We start from the raw sequence: 25,491 nt of genomic DNA, 5'->3' as shown, positions 1-25,491 counted from the left end.
TTATGCCGAAGCGCCCTGATATTCACCACGTCCTGGTTATTGGATCTGGACCAATCGTTATCGGCCAAGCCTGCGAGTTCGACTACTCGGGTACCCAGGCCTGCCGCGTCCTGAAATCTGAGGGCCTGCGGGTCACACTCGTGAACTCGAACCCGGCGACGATCATGACTGACCCGGAATTTGCGGATGCCACCTATGTGGAGCCGATCGAGACCGAATATATCGAAAAGATTATTGACAAAGAACGTGCTGGTGGGCACCCGATTGACGCGGTGTTAGCAACGCTCGGTGGACAAACTGCCCTGAACGCCGCAATCCAGCTGGATCGTGCGGGAATCCTCGACAAGCACGGTATTGAACTGATCGGTGCCGATATCGATGCCATCGAACGAGGCGAAGATCGACAGAAGTTTAAAGATATCGTCGAGAAGGTTGGCGGTGAGTCCGCGCGTTCGGAAGTCTGCTACACCATGGACGAAGTGCATGCATGCGTCGAACGATTGGGACTGCCAGTTGTGGTAAGGCCTTCGTTTACCATGGGCGGGTTGGGGTCTGGTTTGGCGTATACCTACGAAGACCTGGACCGCATTGCTGGAGGCGGTATTGCAGCTTCGCCGGATGCGAACGTCCTGATTGAAGAATCCATTTTGGGCTGGAAAGAATTCGAGCTGGAGCTGATGCGTGATGGCGACGATAATGTCGTGGTTATCGCATCAATCGAAAACGTCGATGCTCTCGGCGTACACACCGGTGACTCGGTTACCGTGGCGCCTGCTTTGACGCTGACAGACCGTGAATTCCAGAAGATGCGCGATTTGGGAATCGACATCATCCGCGAAGTTGGCGTCGACACGGGTGGCTGCAATATTCAATTTGCAATCAATCCGGACGACGGGCGGATCATCGTTATTGAGATGAACCCCCGCGTGTCGCGTTCCTCGGCGCTGGCTTCCAAAGCCACTGGTTTCCCGATCGCTAAATTGGCTGCCAAACTCGCCATCGGCTATTCCCTGGATGAGGTCACTAACGACATCACCGGAACTACTCCGGCGGCATTCGAGCCGACGCTGGACTACGTCATCGTCAAGGCTCCACGCTTTGCTTTCGAAAAATTCCCGGGTGCCGACGACACCCTGACCACTACCATGAAATCGGTGGGCGAAGCCATGGGAATTGGCCGCAACTACATCCAAGGCCTGAACAAGGTTATGCGTTCGCTGGAATCCAAGCCGTTTGGTTTGTGGACGGTGCCGGATGAGGTTATCGCGGGGGATGCGACAAACGTCTCGGAAATATTGGATCGCTTGCGCCGGCCAACGGCAGGCCGTATGTACGACGCCGAACTTGCGTTACGGTGGGGCGCCAGCGTCGACGCGGTCCACGAAGCATCGGAAATCGACCCATGGTTCCTCGCCGAACTCGCGCACTTGGTGGAATTCGGTGATTACCTGCGAACCGCCCCAGTACTGGATGAACAGTTGCTGCGGCAAGCAAAGGTCATGGGGCTTTCCGACGCCCAAATTGCTGCACTGCGCCCGGAGTTCGCGGGTGAAAATGGTGTGCGTTCCCTGCGGTGGAGCTTGGGTATTAGGCCGGTGTATAAGACAGTCGATACCTGCGCCGGTGAATTCGAAGCCCATACTCCGTATCACTATTCGGCTTACGAATATGATCCGAATGCAGAATCGGAGGTTTCCGAACAGCGGGATAAGGACAAGGTCATCATCTTAGGCTCTGGTCCAAACCGTATTGGCCAGGGAATTGAGTTTGACTACTCCTGCGTGCACGCCGCACTGGAGCTGTCACGAATCGGCTACGAAACCGTCATGGTGAACTGCAACCCGGAGACCGTATCGACGGACTACGATACAGCAGACCGCTTGTATTTCGAGCCATTGACCTTTGAAGATGTCATGGAGGTCTATCACGCTGAATCTCAGTCCGGAAATGTCGCCGGTGTGATCGTGCAGCTCGGTGGGCAAACCCCATTGGGCTTGGCAGAGCGCTTGGAAGCTGCGGGCGTTCCTGTGGTCGGTACGAGCCCAGAGGCCATTAACAACGCAGAAGACCGGGGAGTATTTGGCAAAGTATTGGCCAAGGCCCAGTTGCCAGCACCGGATTTCGGTACCGCCACCTCTTATGCAGAAGCCCGCGAGGTTGCTGCACAGATTGGGTATCCAGTCCTCGTTCGTCCGTCTTATGTGCTCGGTGGACGTGGCATGGAAATCGTGTACGACGAAGCCAGCCTGGAAAATTACATCGAACGTGCGACAGAGCTGAGCGAAGACCACCCTGTGTTGGTGGATCGTTTCCTCGACTCGGCAATTGAGATCGACGTTGACGCCCTGTGTGACGGCGAAGAGGTGTACCTTGCTGGCGTGATGGAGCACATCGAAGAAGCAGGTATTCACTCTGGTGATTCCTCGTGTGCTTTGCCGCCGATGACACTCGGACCAGAAGATATTGATAAGGTGCGTGAATCGACCAAGGCATTGGCCCATGGTATTGGCGTCAAGGGCTTGATCAATGTGCAATTCGCCTTGAAAGACGACATCCTTTATGTCATCGAAGCGAACCCACGTGCTTCCCGTACGGTTCCATTTGTGTCGAAGGCGACCGGTGTTCCATTGGCGAAAGCTGCCGCGCGGATCATGCTCGGTGCAAGCCTGCAAGATTTGCGCGCCGAGGGCATGGTCCCAACTACCTATGACGGTGGATCCCTGCCGTTGGACCACCCGATTGCGGTGAAAGAAGCAGTGATGCCTTTTAAACGATTCCGGCGCCCGGACGGCACACCGCTGGATACTTTGCTGTCGCCAGAGATGAAATCTACTGGTGAGGTAATGGGATTGGCAGACAACTTTGGTGCGGCTTATGCGAAAGCAGAAACCGCAGCGTTTGGTTGTCCACCACGTGACGGCACAGTATTCGTCTCGGTGGCGAATCGCGATAAGCGTACGCTGATCGTGCCAATTCAGCGTTTGGCATCAATGGGATTCAACCTCGTCGCCACAGCTGGAACCGCACAGATGTTGCGTCGGAACGGCATCGATTGCGAGGTTGCGTACAAGGCCTCGGAAATCCGCGCAGGCAATATCGAGGGCAAATCCATTGTGGACCAGATCACCGAAGGCGATATCGATCTGATTCTGAATACGCCGGCGGGATCTGCTGGGGCACGGCACGATGGATACGACATTCGTAGCGCTGCAATTTCGGTAGGCATTCCGGCGGTGACTACCGTGCAGGGGATTACCGCTGCTGTGCAGGGAATCGAAGCTCTGCGTGGTGATGAATTAACCGTTCGTAGCCTGCAGGAGCTCAACCATGGCGAATAGTGCACAGGGTGCTGGAGCTCTTGTCAGCTTCGGAGAACGTCTTCGGGAGCGTTCCGCTGAGCGCGGTCGGCTCTGCGTCGGTATTGATCCGCATGCCTCGTTATTACACGAATGGGGATTGAACGACGATGTCCATGGACTGCGGGAGTTTTCGCGCCGGTGCGTGGAAGCTTTTGCAGATACGGCGTGCGTCGTCAAGCCCCAGGTGGCGTTCTATGAACGGTTTGGATCCGCAGGTTTTGCAGTGCTCGAGGAAACTCTCGCCGAACTGCGTGCGGCGGACGCATTGGTCATCGCGGACGCAAAGCGCGGTGACATCGGTTCTACCATGGCCGGGTATGCGTCTGCGTGGCTTGATCCTGCCTCACCGCTGCGGGCTGATGCTGTTACGGTTGCTCCTTATCTTGGACTCGGCGCGCTGAAACCTGTCATTGACACCGCTGAGGCAACCGGCACCGGCGTGCTCGTCTTGGCAGCGACGTCGAACCCGGAAGCCGTCGAATTCCAGAATTTTCAACGTAACGGTACGAGCTTGGCGCAGCACGTTGTCAATTATTGTCGCGACTACAACGAGACGCAGAAATCACCGATACTAGGCATTGTCGTTGGTGCGACAGTCCAAACCCCGCCCGATGTTCGCGGGTTTAACGGGCCGGTGCTCATGCCTGGCGTTGGTGCGCAAGGCGGCACTGTGGCTGATATCGCACGGATAGCGACTGACGCTGCCCACTGGGCATTTCCGAATGTCTCACGGAGTGTACTTTCGGCTGGCCCAGACATCGCTGACCTGCATAAAGCGGTACGTGAGCAAGGTGTACAGTTTCCAGGGTGCTAACAGTTGGCCCATCAAGCTTTCGTTGGTGCCTCCCGAAGCTGTGACGCGGTAAAACTCTGAGGTATCCAGGATGCGAAATCGCGGAATGCCTGGTTACGGTGTTAAGATATGCAAAAAGCAGGCGATGTCGCGTGCGGGAACTGACCGCGGTTGGTTTACGTTCGCCTGACATCGTTGAAGCTCTATAATTCCCATTCGGGCGGTAATTGGTGCATGACTGCTACAGTTGCCGTTGATAAGAACAACAAACCCACATTGAATCGGAGGAATCCACGTGGCCCTTCCAAAGTTGACTGATGAGCAGCGTAAAGAAGCCCTGGCAAAGGCTGCTGAGGCCCGCAAGGCGCGCGCTGAGCTCAAAGCCGAACTGAAGCGTGGCGGAACTAACCTGAAGGAAGTTCTGGACAAGGCAGAAACCGATGAGATCATCGGTAAGACCAAGGTCGCAGCACTTCTGGAGGCCCTGCCAAAGGTCGGTAAGGTCAAGGCACGCGAAATCATGGAGGACCTGGAGATTGCCCAGACCCGCCGTCTGCGTGGTCTCGGTGAGCGTCAGCGCCGTGCGCTGCTGGATCGTTTCGGCTACTCCGAAGACTAAAGCGCATGCCCGGTGTGACACCACGTGGCCGTTTGGTCGTGCTTGCTGGACCAACTGCCGTGGGAAAATCCACGGTGGTGAAACAGCTTCGCGCCGCGATCCACGATCTCTACTTCTCGGTTTCGATGACGACTCGAGATCCGCGTCCAGGGGAAACTGACGGAATTGATTATTATTTCGTCACCCAGGAACGTTTTCAGGAGACCATCGATAATGGCGAGATGCTGGAATGGGCAGAGGTACATTCCGGTTTGCAGCGCTCGGGTACTCCGGCCGAACCCGTCACCAAGGCTTTGTCTCAGGGGCGGCCTGTGCTGGTTGAGGTGGATTTGGAAGGCGCCCGAAACGTCAAAGCTACAATGCCGGAAGCCACAACTGTATTTCTAGCTCCACCATCATGGGACGTGCTGTGCGATAGGCTGAGTAACCGTGGCACTGAGCCCGACGAGGTCGTGCGTCGGCGTCTGGAAACAGCCCGTGTCGAGTTGGACGCCCAAAATGAGTTTGATCACGTCGTGGTTAATGACGATCTCGACAGGGCAGTAGAGACCATCAGCGAGTTTCTGCGCAGCTAAGCCAATTCTAGGCAGTTGGTGGCGCTCGTCTTCCACGGCTTTGATACGGCCTATAATTTTTCTAAACAACAACGCGAAAAGGGGTTGGTCTCGTAGTGACTACCGAGTCCACGAAAACTGACAGCGTCTTCGATAAACCCGAAGGCATCACGGATCCACCGATCGACGAATTGTTGAATAAGGTGTCGTCGAAGTATGCTTTGGTGATCTTCGCCGCTAAACGGGCACGTCAGATCAATAGCTACTATCAGGAACAAGACGAAGGCGTATTTGAATTCGTCGGTCCATTGGTCACCCCGGAACCAGGCGAGAAGCCATTGTCGCTGTCGTTGCGTGAGATTGAAGAAGGCTTGTTGGATCACGAGGAAGCTCGTTAAGCGTGGTATCTGTTTAAGTAAGAGCCACACATATTTAGCCCATCTCCCCAGATACGGGGAGGTGGGCTTTGGTGCTTAACCCCACATTACCCCCGCTGGGGTCCGACTCAGCTTGGAGGAACCTCCGAACGTTGTGAGAAAACTGACAAAAACTTGAGAATCCGCTAGGATTTCATTGTTTTCCTACGAGTTTTGACTAGTTGTTGAATGGAGTGATGAATGCTCGAACTGCTATTTCCCAGCATATTGCACATCGTGGTGTTTAGTATCGGACTTGGCTTGGCCTATTGGAAACTCAATTCCGAACTCAAAAATGCCCAGCACTCCGCCGAACAGAAGAGGGAGGCTGAGAAATAGTGGATACGTTTACCATCACTGTCATCCTCTCATTCCTCGGATTTCTCGTTGTAGGAATCTGGGTAAGCCGGGGGATCACTAACAAAAACGACTATTTTGTCGCTGGTCGAAACGTCGGCGTACTGTTCATCGTCGGTACGCTGGTTGCGTCGTTCTTGTCGACGGTCGCCCTCATGGGTGAGGCCGGAATGGCTTACGACGGCTTCCCTTGGCCCATCTTGCTTTTGGGCGTGATGTCCAAGATGGGCTATTTGGCCGGCGTCGTCCTGTTTGGTCGCTATCTGCGCGATTCGGAAGCGCTAACTATCCCCGAATTCTTCGGAAATCGCTTTAATTCTTCCCGCCTTCGTGCACTCGCAGGTGCGTCCGTGCTGATCGGTATGGGGTTGTACCTTGTCACAGTCACTCGTGGTCTTGCTGTGGTCATCGAAGCAATTTTGGGCATCGACGGCTTCTGGGCGGTGTTCATCACATGGGTCGCATTCACCATTTTTACGGTGTTGTCCGGTTCCAAGGGTGTGATCATTACCGATACTATGATGTTTTTCTTCTTTCTCATTGGCGGGATCCTTGGCTCGATTGCAATTTTCCGCGAAGCAGGCGGAGTGAAAGAAACTTTCACGCAACTGGCAGCAGACCCGACTTTGCGCGAGGGCTTATTGTGGCATGGGCAGATTGAGGGGCCCGGCGAGAGACTGAATTCCATTGGTGAAGCACTGATTTATATCTTCACCTTTGGCCTGGTATGGGCGTTCGTGACTGCAGTGAGTCCATGGCAGGCTTCCCGTTATATGATGGCCAAAACCAGTCACACTGCTATCCGTGCGGGGATCGTGACGCTGCTGATTATCCCTTCGTTTTATCTCTTCATCATGTTCGCTGCGTACGCGGTGAATTTGATTAATCCAGATATCGAGCCAAATTCTCAGGTTTTTATCTGGGCTGCCTACAACGTCATGCCCACCGCGGTTGGAGTTATCCTGGTGACCGGAATTGTGGCTGCCGGTCTGTCTTCTGCGTCGACGTTTTTATCGTTGGTCGGTTTCAGTGCAGCACACGATGTTGGGCCCTTGTTCCGTCGTGGGGAGGGACTGGATGGCCGCGACACGAAGACTGATAACGTACGCTCAGCTCGTTGGTCGATGTTTATCGTCGGTGGCATTGCCTTGCTGCTGGCATATGTCGCGACGCCAAGCGTGTTAGATATTGGTTATATGGCGGCGTCCTTTTTTGCCGCATCCTGGGGCATTGTGGCTTTTGCCTCTACGCAATCCAAGCGGATTTCCGAAGCCGGCGCGTTCTGGGGAATGCTCTGTGGCGGCGTCATCACGTTAATCCTGGAAAGCATCAAGACTTTTGGCGGTGTCGATTGGCCGATGGCGTTCCACCCGGTACTGTTCGGTCTCGCAGCCAGCTTGATTGCCGTTATCGTCGGTTCAAAAATCAAGCCGGTAGAAGAAAGCTCGTGGCAGTATATCTCGGAATTGAAGCAACGTGTGGAATCAGATGTCACGGTGGCCGAGGTCAAACGCACCAATCAGTACATCTATGTGGCGGTCGGCTTTATCGCCATCCTGTTTACCGCGGTAGGCTTTTTCTACGTGCCAATTATGAGCTAGGCGAATATACAGGAGCCCCACTATGTCCCAGAACGGATCGACGATGAACACTTATAACGCAGAGAGCCCGCGCAATTCGGATGGTGCACGGCGTGCACAAAATATTGTCGTCGGGGTATGTGGTGGGATCGCTGCTTTTAAGGCTTGTCAGCTCGTTCGGGAATTCACGGAATGCGGCGATCAGGTACGTGTTATTCCAACGAATTCGGCATTGCAGTTTGTCGGGGCAGCAACATTTGAGGCTTTATCCGGTAATCCGGTTTCTACTTCGGTGTTCGAGGACGTTCACGAGGTTGCGCATGTTCGCTATGGGCAAGAGGCCGACGGAATCGTCATTGCGCCGGCGACGGCTGATTTTTTGGCGCGGGTAGCTGCAGGGCGTGCCGACGATTTACTGGCTGCCACCGTGCTGGTCGCTACGTGCCCGGTGATCATTGCTCCGGCTATGCATACCGAAATGTGGAATAATCCTGCGACGCAGGAGAATGTCGCGACGCTGCGGGAACGCGGAATCGTGGTGCTCAACCCCGCGGTGGGCCGCCTGACTGGAAAAGACTCGGGTGCAGGCCGTCTTCCTGATCCCAGCCATATTGCAACGGTTGCGCGCACTGTATTTTCTGGCGCGTCTATGGAGCACAATCTCACCGGTGTGAACGTGCTTATTAGTGCTGGAGGTACCCAAGAAGTCATTGATCCGGTTCGTTTTATTGGCAACCGTTCGTCGGGGCGGCAAGGTTTTGCACTTGCAGAAATTGCGGTACAGCGTGGCGCCACGGTAACGCTTGTAGTTGCGAATAATTCCACGCTGCCCAATCCTCCAGGTGTCAAGGTTATCCCGGTGGAAACCACTGTGGAGTTACAGCGTGCAATGCATAAGCAAGCCGAAGGTGCGGATGTGATTATCATGGCCGCGGCGGTATCTGACTTTCGTCCTGCTAAGCCAGCCGAACATAAGATGAAAAAGTCGCAGGGTGATGCAGGACTGAGCACGATTGAGTTGGTGGAAAATCCGGACGTGCTGGCTAGTTTGGTGGAAGCGCGAGCTGGCGGAAGTTTGGCTGCTGAGACTGTGATAATGGGCTTTGCTGCCGAAACTGGAGATGATAAGCAATCTATTTTGGAATATGCCCAGGATAAGTTGCAGAGCAAAGGCTGCGACGTTCTGATGTGCAATGAAGTAGGACCGGGCAAGGTCTTCGGTCAAACGACCAATCAAGGTTTTCTTTTGGACAGCGATGGCACTGTTACCGAGGTTGCCGCGAGCTCAAAGCACGTAGTGTCTGCCCAAATTTGGGACAAGCTAGCATTGCTTCTATAGACCGCTTTGTCTATACTAATTGTTGTTCCCGCGCGGCGCTGTGCGCTGCGCTGAGTATTGTGCCGGTGTTGCGCTATGGCATACCGCGTCATTGTATTGCGCGCATGTTGTGTTATGCCGATGCTGGTAAATAATTCGGTTATGTACGTTGCTTTCTCTGTGTTCTAAGGATTTTTCGTGGCTGCACCAGTTCGCGCAAGCGCCAACGGCCTGCGTTTGTTTACTTCCGAGTCCGTGACGGAAGGTCATCCGGATAAAATTTGCGATGCCATTTCGGACAGCATTCTTGATGCGTTGCTCGAGAAGGATCAGCACGCGCGTGTTGCCGTAGAAACGCTGGTCACCACCGGCCAGGTGCATGTGGCAGGTGAGGTCCGGACCAGTGGTTATGTAGAAATTCCGCAATTGGTGCGCAAAACCTTGTTGGAGATTGGTTTCACGAGCTCTGATGTCGGATTCGACGGTCGGACCTGCGGTGTGAACATTGCCATTGGTGAGCAGTCCCAGGAAATCGGCGACGGTGTGGATCGATCACACGAAGCCAGGTCTGGTTCCCAGCTGGATGATGATGACGTCGCGGGTGCCGGTGACCAGGGGCTGATGTTCGGCTATGCCACGAATGAAACCCCGGAGTTTATGCCGCTTCCAATTGCACTCGCGCACCGTTTGTCCCGCAGGCTCACTGAGGTGCGTAAGCAGGGGATTGTGCCGCACTTGCGCCCGGATGGCAAAACACAGGTAACTTTTGCTTATACCGGACAAAAGCCGTCGCACATTGATACGGTTGTGATTTCTACGCAACATGATCCAGAGGTCAGTCAGGAGTGGCTGGAAGAGCAACTGCGAATCCATGTCATTGAGTACGTGATCGAGCAGGCGGGGTTGCAAGATTTTTATACCGATGATGTCACCTTGCTGATTAATCCGTCCGGGTCCTTTATTCTCGGCGGTCCCATGGGTGATGCCGGACTGACCGGCCGGAAGATCATCGTCGACACTTATGGCGGAATGGCGCGCCATGGTGGTGGTGCATTTTCGGGAAAGGATCCGTCAAAAGTTGATCGTTCGGCGGCTTATGCGATGCGGTGGGTAGCGAAAAATATCGTGGCCGCAGGCCTCGCGGATCGCGCAGAGGTCCAGGTTGCTTATGCTATCGGTCGGGCTAATCCGGTAGGGTTGTACGTCGAGACCTTTGGCACCGCACATCATGGTTTGGATGACGAATCCATTCAGGCAGCGGTTGCGCAGACTTTCGATTTGCGACCTGCCGTTATTATCCGCGAGTTGGATTTGCTTCGTCCGATTTACCGTCCTACCGCGGCATATGGTCATTTCGGCCGCGATGATCTGAATTTGCCGTGGGAGCAAACGAACCGGGTCGAGCAACTGCGTGCCGCTGCAGGGGTGTCGTAACTGTTCGGGGAGATGCAATGCAGCTAGCCCGTCCGGTCGCCCATGTGTTGCCGCTGCTTGGGCTAGCACACCTGGATCGCGGGTTTGATTATTTGGTCGCGGACAAAGATGATGAGGCTGCGCAGGTCGGCACCCGGGTGCGCATACGTTTTCATGGCAGGCTTGTCGACGGCATCGTTTTGCACCGTCGCGAACATTCGGACCATGTCGGCAGGTTGCGTTATCTTGAACGGGTGTATTCACCGGATGTGGTCTATCCGGAACATACGGCGGCTTTGGTCGAGTCGTTAGCGCAGCGTTATGGCGGCACCCGAGCCGATATCATCCGTAATGCGATTCCGCCGCGGCATAAGCAGGCAGAGACAGCGGACTTCGCTACCGCGTGGGAGGATCTTGGTGAACCAACCGAGCCTGACTTATCGGGGTGGTCGAATTATCAGTATGGGGAGTCGTTTGTAGATTCGGTACTGTCGGGCCAGCCGTCCCGTGCGGCGTGGCAGATTACCCCTGGCGATGATTGGGCAAGAGTAGTGGCATCGTTGGCGGCTAAGACTGCCATTGACGGCGGCGGGGTTTTGCTAGTAGTGCCTGATCAAAGGGATGTCGATCACCTAGAATCCGCGTTCCGGGAGTATATGGGGCCGAAGCAGATCACGACTCTGCATGCCCAATTGGGGCCGCAAGCGCGATACCGCCGTTTTCTGTCTGTTTTGCACGGCCAAGCGCGTGTGGTCGTGGGTACCCGCAATGCTGCATTTGCTCCTGTCGCCAATTTACGTCTGGCGGTGATCATCGATGATGGTGATGAGAACTTGATAGATCCGCGTGCGCCGTACGCCCATGCGCGGGAAATTCTGACCACGCGCGTTGGATTGGAAAAGTGCTCGTTGTTGATCGGTGGGTATGCACGAACTGCAGAAACACAGCTTTTGGTAGAAGCCGGCTGGATGCGTAATTTGGTAGCTTCCCGGGACCAGGTGCGGGAGGCAGCGCCGCTGATTCGCGCAGCTGCAGATACAGATTTTGAACTCGAAAAAGACCCTGGTGCTGCCAAAGCTCGAATACCGGGGCTGGCTTTCACTACAGCTCGTCGCGCACTGTCTTCCGCGAAGCCTGTACTGGTGCAAGTACCTCGGAAAGGCTATATCCCGACGCTTGCATGCGGACGGTGTCGTCATCCAGCGCGTTGTCGGACATGTAATGGCCCGTTGGGCTTGCCGGAGCATGAGAATGCAGAGGCGTCGGTACCGACGTGTCGTTGGTGCGGGGCAATACACTCGTCGTTTCGTTGTGGTGAGTGTGGTTCGCACAAGTTGCGCGCCGTGGTCTTGGGAGCGCAACGCACAGCTGAGGAACTTGGCAGGGCATTCCCATCGACGCGGGTCATTACCTCGGGTGGTTCGCGAGTATTGGATTCCGTGCCCAACGGCCCAGCGCTCGTAGTGGCAACACCGGGTGCGGAGCCCCAGGTGGAAGACGGAGCCTATGGTGCCGCGTTATTTCTTGATACCTGGGCTTTGCTCGGGAGACAGGATCTACGGGCCGCAGAAGATACGCTCGCGACCTGGATGCGTGCTGCCGCGTTGGTGGAGAGCCGGGAGGCTGGTGGCACGGTGATTGTGGTTGCTGCTGCTGGTTTGCCCGCAGTGCAGATGTTTATCCGTTGGGATCCGGTTGCCGCCGCGGCCGCGGAGTTGGCGGGCCGACGGGAAACGAGGTTTCCGCCGGCGGTGCATATGGCAGCGATTGATGGAGCCGATGCCAGCCTGGATTTATTTTTGGATCTAGTTGAGCTGCCGCAGCATGCAGAAGTGCTCGGTCCGGTGGATTTGCCGCGCTCAACGCGATTACCGGGGGAATACGATGAACAGCGTTTTGGGCCGCCACAACGAATTCTGGTGCGTACTCCCTTAGGGCCCCGGGCGGAATTAGGCTCAGCGCTGCGCACTGCGGCGGTGGCTCGGAGTCTGCGGAAAGATGAGTTGCCATTGCGGATTCAAGTTGATCCAATTCATATTGGATAAGCTGGGTAATTCCTAGTTATTACGCGTCGATGAAGGAGCAGTGAAAACTATGCGGATTGTGTTTGCTGGTACGCCGGAGCCAGCTGTCGTAGCTTTGGAAGCGCTATTAGGTTCTGAGCACGACGTCGTGGGGGTGCTCACACGTCCTGATGCGCGACAAGGGCGTGGAAGAAATTTGGCCCCGTCGCCGGTGGCAGCGATGGCACAGGAGCGGGGAATCGAGGTGCTGAAGCCAGAGACTCTGCGTGCTGAGAGCAACGACGGAGCCCTGGTGCGTGATTGGCTACGGGACTTGGCTCCGGAGGCGATCGCGGTCGTTGCTTATGGCAAATTGATCAGCCCGGATCTTTTGTCGGTGGCCCGTCATGGCTGGATCAATTTGCATTTTTCGTTATTGCCGCATTGGCGTGGGGCTGCACCGGTACAAGCCGCGATTGCGCATGGCGATGACATCACAGGGGCCAGTACGTTCCGCATTGAGGAAGGCTTAGATACTGGCGATGTCCTTGGCACAGTCACCGAGGCAATTCGCGACGATGATACCGCCGATGATTTATTGACACGGTTGGCGTATTCGGGAGCAGATTTGCTTGTAGCCACCATGGATGGGCTTGCCGACGATCGCCTGGAGGCGCAACCACAAACGGGTGAGTCGACCTATGCACCGAAAATTTCGGCAGATCAAGCCCGGATTGACTGGGCTCAGCCAGACTTCGCGGTGGATCGCCACGTCCGTGCTTATACCCCGGGGCCAGGTGCGTGGACAATGTTGGAGGGTCAGCGGTTGAAGATTTCGCCGGTGACGGTGGTTAAACCAGGTTCCGATGCCGCTACAGCGTTGAAAGAGACTGCGTTGTTGAAAGAAACTGTGTTGGAAGAAGCGGTGTTAGCACCTGGCGAAATCCTGGTCACCAAAAATGACGTTTTCGTCGGCACGGCTACCACGCCGGTACGTTTGGGAATGGTGCAAGCACCTGGCAAGAAGAAGATGGATGCAGCAGATTGGGCACGTGGTAGCCAACCGGAAGGAATTTTGTCATGAGTGCAGCCGCAGGAGGTTTTCGTTCTCGGGCGCGTTCTGGCCAGTCACAACGCCCCGGAAGCAGACAGGCACAGAACAGGAAGCAGGGCGCGCCGCACGAAAAACAGCAGGACCGGAATCGCGCACACCAGGCAGCAGCGGGCGTCGACAAGCCACGCCTGGTGGCATTCGAGGTGTTGAATCGGGTCAGTGACGATGATGCCTATGCGAACTTGATTCTGCCGAAGTCTTTGCGTCAAGCACGCCTGAAAGGACGCGATGCTGCATTTGCCACGGAGATCACATATGGGTGCTTGCGCTGCCTGGGGATTATCGACACTGTCTTGCAGGAATGTTCTTCGCGCGAGTTGGAGTCTTTGGCAACTGCCGTGTTGAATTCCCTGCGCCTTGGCGCCTATCAGCTGTTGTTCACCCGGGTCGATGATCATGCGGCGGTGGATACCTCGGTTCGGTTAGTGGAATCGGCCGGGCACGGCAAGGCTAAGGGCTTTGTTAACGGCATTTTGCGCACGATCGGGCGCACGCCAAAGGCGGACTGGATGAGCCAGCTGCGTCCGGAAGATGAACTGGCAGGACTGGCGTTTGCCAACGCGCATCCGGAGTGGATTGCTCGTTCCTTTAACGCGGCCTTGTGGGCGACATCCGGTGGAAACACCACTAGCACTCTTGGGACTAGCACTCCTGAAATTGCTGATGCCGTTGTTGAAGGCAGTGAGGATTTTCCTGTCGACGCCGATGCTGCGGATTCTGCGGCCGCGACCCGGATCCACCCGGAACTCGGTGAGCTGCTCGCTGCCGATTCTGCACGCCCGTTAGTGCATTTGGTTGCACGTCCCGGCGAAATCAGTGCAGAGGAACTCGCTTTGATGATCGGAGGGGAGACGGCTCGGTATAGCCCGTATGCGGTTTGTTTGGAATCCGGCGGTAATCCGGGTGCTTTGGAGCCGGTACAGCAGTCATTAGCGGCGGTCCAGGATGAAGGTTCGCAGTTGATTGCCCGCGCGGTGGCGCAAGCAGAGGTTAGCGGAGCCGATTCCGGCAGGTGGTTGGATTTGTGCGCGGGGCCCGGTGGCAAGGCGGCGTTGCTCGGTGCATTAGCGGGAATCGATGGTGCTACGGTCGATGCTGTCGAAATTTCCCCGCACCGCGCAGAGCTTATTCGCGCCACGGTCAGGGATCTGCCCGTGACAGTGCATCAGTCGGATGGCCGAAATCCGGGCCTAACTCCCGGCTATGATCGGGTGCTTGTCGACGCCCCCTGCTCCGGGTTAGGTGCTTTACGACGCCGTCCTGAAGCGCGGTGGAAAAAGGACGATGCTGATATCGAAGAGCTGAATATACTGCAGTCGGAGTTGTTGCGTTCAGCACTACAGTTAGTCCGCCCAGGCGGTGTCGTGGTCTATTCCACGTGTTCACCGGATCTGCGGGAAACCCGGAACATTGTTGATGCGATTATTTCTGACGCCGATACCCCGGATCTCGAAGAGTTGTCTGCGGCGTCGACGCTACCGCCGATGCCAGGTATTGGGGGAGACGGCGCATTCCACTCTGCACAAATGTGGCCGCATCGACATGGTACCGATGCCATGTTTTTCGCTGTGCTGCGCCGCAAGTCGGAGTAGTCGTAGAATGGGTGGTATGTCTGTTCGCGATATTACCCACGCCGAAAACCATTCCCGCACAGCGGCAAGCCATACCCGCCAGCGTGACCTAACTGTCAAGCAAAGGGCCTTGATTAACCCGTCAATTTTGGCGGCTGATTTTTCGCGGCTGGGTAGTCAAGTGCGTGCCATTGACAACGCTGATTGGATTCACGTGGACATCATGGATGGGCACTTTGTTCCCAACCTATCTTTCGGCCCCGACATTACTGCGACCGTCGACAAAATCACCCAGCAGCAGCTCGACGTGCATCTCATGATTGAAAATCCGGGGGACTGGGTCGACGCCTATGTTGCGGCGGGGGCTGATTGCATAATCTTCCACGTCGAAGCCACCGAGGATCACATCGGCTTAGCGAAAAAGATTCGCGAAAAAGGTGTGCGTGCAGGCTTTTCCGTGAAACCTGGTACGCCGATTGAGCCGTATCTCGATGATTTGGAATATTTCGACTTAGCATTGGTAATGAGCGTGGAGCCCGGATTCGGAGGGCAATCGTTCATGCCGGATCAATTAGATAAGGTCCGTGCATTGCGCCAAAGGATCGATGAGAAACACCTGGATTGTGTCATTGAAATCGATGGTGGAATCTCCGAGCACACTATTGAGAAATCCGCGGAAGCAGGCTGTGACGCATTCGTAGCAGGTTCTGCAGTGTTCACAAAGGATAACCCTGCCGCGGCGGTCGACAATCTCCGTGAGCTCGCTGTTGGGGCGACGCGCCACTAAATGGCACCGGAAATGGACGAGAGCCCACTTGCCGCTCACATACTTAACGCTGCGCTAGCTGCCGCAGGCAGAGCTGGCGAAGCAGTTCGTGGCGGCACCAGTCCTAACCCGCCGGTAGGCGCGGTGCTGGTGACCTCCACCGGCGAGATTTGCGGGATTGGTGCAACAGAACCTCCAGGTGGGCGGCATGCTGAAATCGTTGCCTTAGAGCACGCCGGTGCGGCTGCGCGTGGAGCGCATGCGGTAGTCACACTTGAGCCTTGTAATCATTTCGGCAGAACTGGCCCGTGTGCGCAGGCACTCATTGATGCAGGTGTAGCCTCAGTGCATTACGTGCATGCGGATCCCAACGCGATTGCCGCTGGCGGGGCAGAAAGACTGCGTGCCTCAGGAATTCCCGTTTTTCACCTCGGTGCTGCCGACCCTGACGGGGTCGCGATGCGCAATGGTGAGCTTCGTCCATGGCTGCACGCAACAGCCATGGGGCGAGTACATGTCACACTGAAGTTTGCACAGTCTGTTGATGGCTTCAGCGCCGCAATCGATGGGTCGAGCCAGTGGATCACAGGTACCGCAGCCCGCGAGCGAGTGCACCTGGATCGTAGCAAGCGCGATGCGATCATTATCGGTACTGGTACCGCATTGGCGGATAATCCGTCGCTGACTGCTCGCTATATCACCGAATCAGGAGAAACTGCCTGGTACCAGCAACAACCACAGCGGGTGGTCATTGGTGAGTCGGATCTGACAGAATGCAGCAACTTACAACGGTTGGGTTACGCACAATATTCGGATATTCCGACTGCATTGACTGCTTTATGGGAGCAAGGCTGCCGCGACGTACTGGTGGAAGGCGGACCTAAGCTGTTGAGTTCATTCGTTGCTCACGGCTATGTGGACGCAGTGCAGGCTTATATCGCTCCTTTGCTGTTAGGACAGGGCCGTAGTGTGCTCGCTTCGGCTGTTGGGGAAAGCTTGGCGGAAGGGTTGCGCTTGCAGATAAGCGACGTGGAAATACTTAGCGGCGATGTGTTGTTGACAATGGTGCCAGGGCGCACGCCCGAAAACCGGAAGCAGTGAAAGGTGGCGGATAATGTTTAGTGGATTGGTGGAAACTACAGGGGAAGTTACTGCGGTGGACAACGTCGGTGACGCGGCCCGGATAAGCATCTCCGGCCCGGCAGTCCTTAAGGATGCACGTCTTGGTGATTCCATTGCAGTCAATGGCGTCTGCTTGACTGTTTCTGAATTAGACGCTGCTTCCGGTGTCTTTGGTGCTGATGTTATGCAGGAATCGCTTAACCGTTCGTCGTTAGGAGATCTCCGGCCCGGCAGTGTTGTGAATTTGGAGCGCGCATTACGGGCAGATTCCAGGCTTGGTGGCCATATTATGCAAGGCCACGTCGACGGTACGGCTACCTTAGTCTCGCGTACCCCTTCCGAGCACTGGGACGTATTGCGGTTCCAGCTACCAGAACACCTAGTGAGATACGTCGTGGAAAAGGGATCGATCGCGGTCAGTGGGGTTTCTTTGACGGTCTCTGCTATTTCTAGCGCAGTGGTTTCTGGCGCAGCTATTTCTGATGCAGCTACGGCGGACGCCGCCGCGAATTCAGAAGATAGAGCTCGTTCTACTGCTCAGCATGAGGTTGAGCACTGGTTTGAAGTTTCCTTGATTCCCACGACTTTGGCCGAAACTACCTTGGGGCAATTGGTGGTGGGCGAAACGGTGAACCTGGAGGTCGATATCATCGGCAAATACGTCGAAAAGCTGTTGGCCGCAGGTACGCCGACCAGTTATAATTTTCCGTCGGACACGCACTAAGGTGGAGGCATATGAGCACCGAGGTCACCCAGGATGGCAGTGAGATTAAACTTGATAGCGTCGAGCGCGCGATAGCCGATATTCGCGCAGGCAAGGCGGTCGTCGTTGTTGACGACGAAGATCGCGAGAACGAAGGTGATCTCATCTTTGCCGCCGAAAAAGCCACCCCGGAACTGGTTGCGTTCATGGTTCGCTATACCTCCGGCTATATTTGCGCGCCGATGTTGCCGCATGACCTCAACCGTTTGGGGTTGCCACCCATGACCGCGATTAATGAGGACGTGCGCGGAACTGCTTATACGGTCACTGTAGATGTCAATGATGGGACTACTGGCATTTCTGCGACGACCCGAGCGAAGACTTTGCGTGCATTAGCAGCTGATGATGCTGATCGCGAACAATTTACCCGGCCTGGACATGTCGTGCCGCTGAGTGCGCGTCCACACGGAGTATTGGAGCGCAACGGACATACTGAAGCATCGGTTGATCTCGCTCGATTAGCGGGTCTGCGCCCAGCGGGTGCTATCTGTGAGATCGTCTCCGAAAAAGATCCGACTGATATGGCGCGTTTGCCGGAGCTGCGTGAATTTGCCGACGAGCACGGGCTGGCATTGATCTCGATCGAGCAATTGATCCAGTGGCGCCGTCGTAATGAAATGCAAGTGATTCGGGAAGTCGAAACCAGCTTGCCGACGGATGCTGGTCCGATGACCGCGTTGGGATATCGCCACCAGGTGGATGGCACAGAACACGTTGCGCTGATCGCGGGGTCAGTAGAGGATTTACGTGATGCCACTGATGTTCCGGTGCGCGTGCATTCGGAGTGCCTGACCGGAGATGTATTTCATTCGCGGCGCTGCGATTGCGGGCAACAACTTGACCAAGCGATTGACTACATTCAAGAGGCTGGTCGCGGGGTAGTGATTTATATCCGTGGCCACGAAGGTCGTGGGATCGGATTGCTGGCCAAGCTCAAGGCCTATCGCTTGCAGGAAAACGGTTCCGATACTGTCGATGCGAATCTAGAGCAAGGACTGCCAGCGGATGCTCGCGAGTTTTCTGTGGCCGGCCAAATCCTTTCTGATCTTGGTATCGCCACGGCAAATTTGTTGACTAATAATCCCTTTAAAGCAGAAGGGCTCGAAGGCTTTGGAGTGGAAGTGTCTCAGCGCACCGCGCTGGTGACGGAGGCTAACGAAGACAATATTTCTTATCTGCGCACTAAACGTGATCGCATGGGGCATGACTTGCCGACGGTCGCGGAATGGGATGCACGGCACCCAGAAGATAAACACTCAGAAGACAAACACACAGAAGATAACACCGACGAAACGACTGGCGTGAGGCCAGGTGCAACAACACCGACACCAACAGGAGCGAAGAGCTGACATGGCACACGGAGGAGCACCAGCGAGCAATATCAGTAGCGGTAGTGCTGCAGGCGTGCGTGTGTGTGTAGTGACAACTCGCTGGAATGAGGAAGTGTGTGAACAGATGCGTTCACGCGCGGTCGCGGTAGCAACCGAAGCAGGGGCAGAAGTGGTCGAAGTCCATGTCATGGGCGCTATCGAATTGCCCGTGGTAGTGCAACAGGCAGCCCGGCAGTTCGATGCTGTCGTTGCGCTGGGGTGTGTGATTCGCGGTGGTACCCCGCATTTTGATTACGTTTGTGATTCAGTGACGCAAGGCCTCACTAGGGTCAGCCTGGACGAATCCACCCCGGTCGCGAACGGGGTGTTGACGGTTAATTCCCAAGAACAAGCGCTTGCTCGTGCAGGTTTTCCTGATTCCATTGAAGACAAAGGCGGCGAAGCCATGACTGCTGCGCTCGATACTTTGGCGACGCTGGGTATTTTGCGCGAACAACAGCGATCTAATGAGCAGGAGCAAGCATGACATCTCAATCTCATGAGGGCAGTTCCCGCAAGCAGCTTGATGAGAAGAAGCTAGCCGCGTATACCGCACTCGACCCGTTTTCTGTGACCAGCGATAAGCCTTGGCAGCTGGCCATCACTTCCCGACGCCTGCGGGGTTATGCTTGGATTTTGATCCCGATCATCATGGCCGTGCATATTTTCATGGCGTGGCAATTAAGCCTAGAATTTACAGGTGCTGCAGTCACCGGGATTGATTTCATCGCGTTTCCCGGCGTGGGGTTGATTATTTCCGTGTTGGTTTGGCTCGCGTTGTCTCGTCCGCGTGTGCGTGTGAACAGCGACGGCGTGGAAGTTCGCAATATTATTGGCACCAGATTTTATTATTGGCAGCTGATCTACGGTTTGTCCTTCCCAGAAGGTGCACGGATGGCACGCTTAGAGCTGCCAGAGTTTGAATATATGCCGCTGTGGGCGATTCAAGCTTCGGATGGCAAAGACACGATTGAAGCAGTCCGGAAATTCCGCGCACTTGAAGCACAGTACATGCCAGAAGAATAACCAGCGCTACAGAGAGTTCTAGCACCCTAAGTGATCCAGTAGAATGAGCGATCCAGCAACCTACCGCCCAGCGCCGGGGACGATTCCCACGGAACCGGGAGTGTACAAATTTCGCGACGAAAACCGGCGCGTTGTCTACGTCGGCAAGGCAAAAAACCTTCGGGCGCGCCTGTCGAATTACTTTCAAGACATCACGCAACTGCACCCGCGAACCAGACAAATGGTGCAGACCGCAAGCTCGGTGGAATGGACTGTGGTTGCCAGTGAGGTCGAAGCACTGCAGCTGGAATACACCTGGATTAAGAAGTTCGATCCGCGGTTTAACGTCATGTACCGCGACGATAAGACTTATCCGATGCTCGCGGTTTCAGTGGGCGAACAAGTCCCGCGCGTGTTTTTCTACCGTGGGCCGCGCAAGCGCGGGGTTCGGTACTTCGGCCCATACTCGCATGCCTGGGCGGTGCGCGAAACCATGGATTTGCTGTTGCGCGTATTTCCGATGCGCAGCTGCTCTGCTGGGGTGTATCGACGGCATGAACGCTTGGGTAGGCCTTGTCTGCTGGGATATATCGGCAAATGCGATGCTCCCTGCATCGGCCGGGTCAGCGTCGCCGAGCACCGTGACACGGTCGATGGTTTGGTGTCGTTCATGCGTGGACGGACTAATGACGTCGTCAAGCGCCTGACCGCAGAAATGGAACAAGCTTCCGAAGAGCTTGAATTTGAACGCGCGGCCCGCTTGCGAGATGACCTCGGGGCGATTGACAAGTTAATGGAACAACAGACAGTGGTTCTGGGGGACGGGACCGCTGCAGATCTCATAGCTTTTGCCGACGACGAGTTGGAAGCTGCAGTGCAAATTTTCCACGTGCGTGATGGTCGCATCCGCGGCCAGCGTGGTTGGGTCGTCGAAAAGCTCACGGAACTTCCTGAGCTCATTGAGAATTTCTTGGTGCAGTTTTATTCTGATGCCGCCGAACGCGAAGAACTAGAAGCTGCTGAAGACGCTAAGCTCATTGATCGTCGCGGGGTCGATCAAGAATCGCGTGCAGACAGCCGAGAGCATGTCGGGGCTACGGGGCAGACCACCCGGGCTGTTATTCCGCGTCAGATCATGGTGCACACCGAACCTCAGGACAGCAAGCAAGTCTCCACGGTGCTTTCTGATTTACGTGGTGGGCCGGTAGAGCTACGCGTACCGCAGCGCGGAGACAAAAAAGCGTTGATGGACACTGTCTACCGCAACGCCAAGGATGCGCTGAAACAACACAAACTCAAACGTGTCGGGGATCTAACCGCACGTTCGGCCGCGCTCCAGGATCTGCAATCGGCGTTGTTCTTGGACACTGCCCCGTTGCGCATTGAGTGCATCGATATTTCGCATATTCAAGGTACTGATGTCGTGGCATCACTGGTGGTTTTTGAGGACGGGCTGCCCCGAAAATCCAGCTATCGTCGGTACCGTATCAAAGAAGCAGCAGGTGATGGTCATTCGGATGATGTCGCGTCCATAGCGGAGGTCACCAGAAGGAGGTTCAGACGACACCAAGACGATAAATTGCACGTCCCGGATGAGGAATTGGAAGCGACGACGTTTTCCGACGAAGACGTCACCGAAGAATCCGCGGATGGAAAGAAATTTGCGTATCCACCACAGTTATTCGTCGTAGATGGCGGTTTGCCCCAGGTGAATGCCGCGCAAAAAATCTTCGATGAGCTCGGCGTAGTGGACGTTGCGTTGATTGGCTTGGCAAAACGCCTCGAAGAGATTTGGGTTCCGGGTGATGAAGAACCGATAATTCTCCCGCGTGGCAGTGAAGCACTGTACTTGTTGCAGCACATCCGTGACGAAGCACACCGTTTTGCCATCAGCTACCACCGTCAGCAACGCTCGAAACGTATGCGCACCTCGGCATTGGATGCGGTGCCTGGGCTGGGCCCGGCCCGGCGCGCAGATTTGGTGAAGCATTTTGGATCCGTGAAGAAGCTGAAGCAAGCGAGCGTTGAGGAGATCACCGAGGTCAAGGGGTTCGGTCCGGCATTAGCGGAAAATATTTATACTGCGCTCCACAAGTAGGTTTACCGGTGGTTTCGGTAAATCGCACCGATGTGATGCACCGACTATGCTGTAAGCCATGACCACATTCGCCACGTCGCCAATTTTACTCACCGGAATGTCCGGTGCCGGGCTATCTTCGGCTGCTCGCGTGCTGGAAGACAAAGGCTTTTATGTTGCGCATAATCTGCCACCGGAATTGATGGTGCAGCTGTTAGATTTGTGCGCGGATGAGAATTCGCCGGTTGACAAAGTTGCCGTCGTGGCGGATGTGCGTTCTCGCATGTTTGGGGGGTCGATTCTGTCTGCCAAAGATGAATTAGAACGCCGCGATATGCCAGTCATGGTGTTGTTTATGGACGCTCGTGACGACGTTTTGATTCGTCGGTTTGATTCTGTGCGCCGGACGCACCCGCTGCAGGAGGACGATACCCTTCAGGTGGGTATTCAGCGGGAGCGGGAAGCGATTTCTGCGCTGAAGGCGCGTGCGGATGTGATTATCGATTCCTCAAATCTCTCTGTGCATGATCTGCGTCGTGCAATCGAGGCGAGTTTTGGTTCGATGAGCCTTGATAAGCAACACGTGGTTATCGAGTCGTTTGGGTTTAAGCATGGTACGCCGCGCGATGCGGATCTGATGTTGGACGTGCGTTTTTTGCCTAATCCGTATTGGATCCCGGAGTTGCGAGAATATCGCGGTACCGATGGCCCCGTGGCTGATTATGTACTGGAGAACCCCGCGGCAGAGAGCTTTATCGGAAACTTTGAGAAAATGTTTGATTCGATGCTTTCTGGGTATCGACATGAAGGGAAAAACTTCATCACGGTGGCTATTGGGTGTACCGGTGGACATCATCGCTCGGTCGCAATTTCCGAAGAAGTAGCGCGAAGACTCCGCCAACGCGAGGAATTGGAAGTAAACGTTATGCACCGTGATTTCGAAAAGCCATAGGGGCCGCGATCGGAGACTCGTTATGGTTTCAACGTCCCGGTGACTAACAGCCGGAGCCCACACATCTGTGTACGTCTGTAACCGGGCTCGGTTATTGATAATTAACTCATCGATTTACGAGAAGGAAGACTAGCTGCGACATGGCTTCGACACCGCCACCTGTATCTGAGGCGCCTGCCCATGGACAATTCCATTCTGATACGCATTTACTAGAGCGCATTGCATCGCTTGGCGGTGGTCACGGTTTGTTCCAAACCCTTAAGGCTGCCCGAGGGTTAGGGGCTGAGGAAATTTCAGCAATCGTCACGGTGGCGGACGACGGTGGTAGTTCCGGTCGGTTGCGCAAAGAATTTGACATGATCCCACCAGGTGATTTGCGTATGGCTCTGGTTGCGTTATCGGTTAGTGGCAGCGAAGAAGGAAGATTTTGGGAACAAACTCTCCAACACCGTTTTGGCGGTAGCGGTGCGTTGGCTGGTCATGCCCTTGGAAATCTGCTGATCACTGCATTAAAAGAGATTTTGGGGCAGGAACAGGCGGCGTTGGATGCAGTGACGCGTTTAACCGGGGCGCAAGGCCGGGTATTGCCGGTGTGCACAGAGCCATTGGATATTCAGGCTGATGTTTCGGGATTGGACGAGGACCCGCGTGTGATGCGTTCAGTGCGTGGCCAGGTCGCGGTGGCTTCCACACCTGGCCAAGTGCGACGAGTAAGTGTGATTCCTAGTAATCCGCGCATTAATCCCGCGGCCCTGAAGGCAATTGCTGATGCGGAACTTGTGACTATCGGTCCAGGTTCTTGGTTTTCTAGTGTGATACCGCACTTGGTACTGCCAGAGATCGTGCGCGCGATTAACGAATGTTCGGGACTACGTGTACTGGTGTTGAACTTGAATGGTGAACCAGGGGAGACACAGGGTTTTTCGTATGAGCGCCATATCCACGTGCTTGCTCAGCATGCGCCAGGGCTACATGTGGATGTGGTGATTTGTGACTCTGCATCGGTAACCTCGGAAGCAGAACGAGAATACTTGCGCAAAGCTGCGCGAATCTTGCAAGCTGAGATGGTTTTTTCCGATGTTCGCGAAATAGACGAAGCAGGCAGAGAGAGTTCCCGGCACGAGGAAGCGAAACTCGCGAATACTTTGCGCGAAGTTTATGCCAAGTTCCTGTTAAACCGGGAAACGTAATACTGGGCTGTGCATTTCCGCGGAGCCGGGAAAATTTAACACCCGGCTAGAAAATATCGACTCATTAGACGAAAGGCAGAGTGCTGCTGTGGGACTCACAGACCAAGTCAAAGAGGAACTCACTCGGGTAGTTCCTGCTAAGCAATCCTCCCGGAATGCAGAAGTCGCCGCGATTTTGCGATTAGCAGGGACGATGGAAGTTGTCGGCGATAGTTTGACTATCGAGGTCGAACTGAGTTCATTATCGGTGGCGCAGCGTTTGGCAAACGACTTGGAAGAACTGTTTAATATCACGATTCGCCCCGCCGCAGCGGGTCCTGTCAGTGCGCAAAAGAATCCACGCTACCAGCTTAGTATTACCCGGAATGCGAAGATGATCGCTCGTCGGCTCGGGCTGGTGACGAAATCTGGACATCCGGTAGTGGGCCTGCCCCCACAAGTCATTTCTGGGACGATTGCTGATAATGAGGCCGCCTGGAGAGGAGCATTTTTAGCCCAGGGAGTTCTCACAGAGCCGGGTCGTTCCTCGTCGTTGGAAGTTTCTTGCCCGTGTCAAGAGGCAGCTCTTGCCTTGGTGGGCTGTGCACGAAGGCTGGGAATCGCGGCGAAAACCAAAGAATCCCGCGGCACGGACCGAGTGGTCATACGCGATGGGGAAGCGATTGGCGCGTTACTGAGTCGCATGGGAGCGCAGGTTGCGCGCCTGGAATGGGATGAGAAACGCATGCGGCGAGAAGCCCGGGCTTCCCAGAATCGCTTGGCCAATTTCGATGATGCGAATTTACGTCGATCAGCACGTGCTGCGGTGACAGCCGCTGCCCGGGTTCATCGGGCGATGGAAATTCTTGGTGACGAGGTACCGGAGCATCTAGCGGATGCAGGCAACCTCCGCGTGAAATACCGTCAAGCGTCGTTGGAGGAACTGGGGAAGCTCGGTGATCCGCAGATGACCAAAGACGCGGTTGCTGGACGCATCCGCAGGCTGTTATCGATGGCGGATAAGCGTGCAGAAGAACTTGGTATCCCAGATACTTCAGAAGGTATCGACGAGGAGCCTTTCGACGACGATCTTGCGGCTCCCGAGCACAACAATCACTCCGACGAGTCCGGGAGTGCAGAAAACTAGCGGAAACTCAGAAGTGACCGGCG

At 55.3% G+C, this 25,491-nt stretch carries 21 protein-coding genes; all 21 read left to right on the top strand.

Translation table 11 applies throughout. The annotated features are described in order from the left end of the window. The first annotated feature begins 2 nt into the window (after positions 1-2). The 21 genes from carB to whiA all read left to right on the top strand — a co-directional run bounded on the left by carB (position 3) and on the right by whiA (position 25,468). Entirely contained in the window at positions 3-3,338 is a 3,336-nt protein-coding gene (gene carB / locus QP888_RS00215) for a carbamoyl-phosphate synthase large subunit (protein ID WP_284811303.1), read from the top strand. Then, on the top strand, positions 3,328-4,173 hold the full coding sequence (gene pyrF / locus QP888_RS00210) for an orotidine-5'-phosphate decarboxylase (RefSeq protein WP_284811301.1): 846 nt from the start codon (positions 3,328-3,330) through the stop codon (positions 4,171-4,173). The genes carB and pyrF overlap by 11 nt, the downstream gene beginning before the upstream one ends. Positions 4,174-4,447: 274 nt before the next feature. Further along, the gene (gene mihF, locus QP888_RS00205) at positions 4,448-4,771 is read left to right on the top strand and encodes an integration host factor, actinobacterial type (protein ID WP_018119618.1); all 324 of its coding nucleotides are present in this window, start codon (positions 4,448-4,450) and stop codon (positions 4,769-4,771) included. 5 nt (positions 4,772-4,776) lie between these two features. Continuing rightward, positions 4,777-5,346 (top strand): guanylate kinase, encoded by a 570-nt coding sequence (gene gmk / locus QP888_RS00200; protein WP_284811299.1) that lies wholly within the window; start codon positions 4,777-4,779, stop codon positions 5,344-5,346. Between the two features lie 95 nt (positions 5,347-5,441). Next, positions 5,442-5,723 (top strand): DNA-directed RNA polymerase subunit omega, encoded by a 282-nt coding sequence (gene rpoZ / locus QP888_RS00195; RefSeq protein ID WP_018119616.1) that lies wholly within the window; start codon positions 5,442-5,444, stop codon positions 5,721-5,723. Positions 5,724-6,079: 356 nt separating this feature from the next. Next, positions 6,080-7,699, top strand: coding sequence for a sodium:solute symporter family protein (locus QP888_RS00190; RefSeq protein ID WP_284811297.1), 1,620 nt, complete (start codon positions 6,080-6,082; stop codon positions 7,697-7,699). 22 nt (positions 7,700-7,721) lie between these two features. Then, on the top strand, positions 7,722-9,017 hold the full coding sequence (gene coaBC / locus QP888_RS00185; protein ID WP_502869052.1) for a bifunctional phosphopantothenoylcysteine decarboxylase/phosphopantothenate--cysteine ligase CoaBC: 1,296 nt from the start codon (positions 7,722-7,724) through the stop codon (positions 9,015-9,017). A 177-nt stretch (positions 9,018-9,194) separates the two neighbouring features. After that, positions 9,195-10,430, top strand: a complete 1,236-nt coding sequence (gene metK / locus QP888_RS00180; protein WP_284811295.1) for a methionine adenosyltransferase — start codon at positions 9,195-9,197, stop codon at positions 10,428-10,430. 17 nt (positions 10,431-10,447) lie between these two features. Further along, positions 10,448-12,454 carry a primosomal protein N' gene (locus tag QP888_RS00175; protein ID WP_284811294.1) on the top strand — a complete coding sequence of 669 codons (2,007 nt, stop codon included), beginning with the start codon at positions 10,448-10,450 and terminating at the stop codon, positions 12,452-12,454. A 49-nt stretch (positions 12,455-12,503) separates the two neighbouring features. Beyond that, positions 12,504-13,496 (top strand): methionyl-tRNA formyltransferase, encoded by a 993-nt coding sequence (fmt, locus tag QP888_RS00170; protein WP_284811292.1) that lies wholly within the window; start codon positions 12,504-12,506, stop codon positions 13,494-13,496. Beyond that, the gene (locus QP888_RS00165; RefSeq protein WP_284811290.1) at positions 13,493-15,118 is read left to right on the top strand and encodes an RsmB/NOP family class I SAM-dependent RNA methyltransferase; all 1,626 of its coding nucleotides are present in this window, start codon (positions 13,493-13,495) and stop codon (positions 15,116-15,118) included. Before fmt ends, QP888_RS00165 begins: the two co-directional genes overlap by 4 nt. 16 nt (positions 15,119-15,134) lie before the next feature. Further along, positions 15,135-15,884, top strand: coding sequence for a ribulose-phosphate 3-epimerase (gene rpe / locus QP888_RS00160; RefSeq protein ID WP_284811288.1), 750 nt, complete (start codon positions 15,135-15,137; stop codon positions 15,882-15,884). Next, complete coding sequence (gene ribD, locus QP888_RS00155; protein WP_502869050.1) at positions 15,885-16,964, top strand: bifunctional diaminohydroxyphosphoribosylaminopyrimidine deaminase/5-amino-6-(5-phosphoribosylamino)uracil reductase RibD; 1,080 nt, start codon at positions 15,885-15,887, stop codon at positions 16,962-16,964. Positions 16,965-16,977: 13 nt separating this feature from the next. After that, a complete protein-coding gene (locus QP888_RS00150) occupies positions 16,978-17,709 on the top strand; it encodes a riboflavin synthase (protein WP_284811287.1) in 732 nt (243 codons plus the stop codon). An 11-nt stretch (positions 17,710-17,720) separates the two neighbouring features. Then, a complete protein-coding gene (locus QP888_RS00145; protein WP_284811285.1) occupies positions 17,721-19,097 on the top strand; it encodes a bifunctional 3,4-dihydroxy-2-butanone-4-phosphate synthase/GTP cyclohydrolase II in 1,377 nt (458 codons plus the stop codon). A gap of 1 nt (position 19,098) precedes the next feature. Beyond that, positions 19,099-19,605 carry a 6,7-dimethyl-8-ribityllumazine synthase gene (ribH, locus tag QP888_RS00140; protein WP_284811283.1) on the top strand — a complete coding sequence of 169 codons (507 nt, stop codon included), beginning with the start codon at positions 19,099-19,101 and terminating at the stop codon, positions 19,603-19,605. Beyond that, positions 19,602-20,144 carry a PH domain-containing protein gene (locus QP888_RS00135; protein ID WP_284811281.1) on the top strand — a complete coding sequence of 181 codons (543 nt, stop codon included), beginning with the start codon at positions 19,602-19,604 and terminating at the stop codon, positions 20,142-20,144. The genes ribH and QP888_RS00135 overlap by 4 nt, the downstream gene beginning before the upstream one ends. Before the next feature lie 43 nt (positions 20,145-20,187). Further along, a complete protein-coding gene (gene uvrC / locus QP888_RS00130) occupies positions 20,188-22,221 on the top strand; it encodes an excinuclease ABC subunit UvrC (RefSeq protein ID WP_284811279.1) in 2,034 nt (677 codons plus the stop codon). Positions 22,222-22,279: 58 nt separating this feature from the next. Next, positions 22,280-23,152, top strand: coding sequence for an RNase adapter RapZ (gene rapZ / locus QP888_RS00125; protein WP_284811277.1), 873 nt, complete (start codon positions 22,280-22,282; stop codon positions 23,150-23,152). Between the two features lie 140 nt (positions 23,153-23,292). Further along, positions 23,293-24,342 (top strand): gluconeogenesis factor YvcK family protein, encoded by a 1,050-nt coding sequence (locus QP888_RS00120; RefSeq protein WP_284811276.1) that lies wholly within the window; start codon positions 23,293-23,295, stop codon positions 24,340-24,342. Positions 24,343-24,430: 88 nt separating this feature from the next. Continuing rightward, complete coding sequence (gene whiA, locus QP888_RS00115; RefSeq protein WP_284811274.1) at positions 24,431-25,468, top strand: DNA-binding protein WhiA; 1,038 nt, start codon at positions 24,431-24,433, stop codon at positions 25,466-25,468. Positions 25,469-25,491 lie beyond the last annotated feature (23 nt).

It is taken from the genome of Corynebacterium sp. MSK297, assembly GCF_030232885.1.
In the GTDB taxonomy this organism is placed as follows: Bacteria; Actinomycetota; Actinomycetes; order Mycobacteriales; family Mycobacteriaceae; genus Corynebacterium.
The sequence above is the reverse complement of the archived record's forward strand: the minus strand, read 5'-3'. Positions and strand labels throughout refer to the sequence as shown.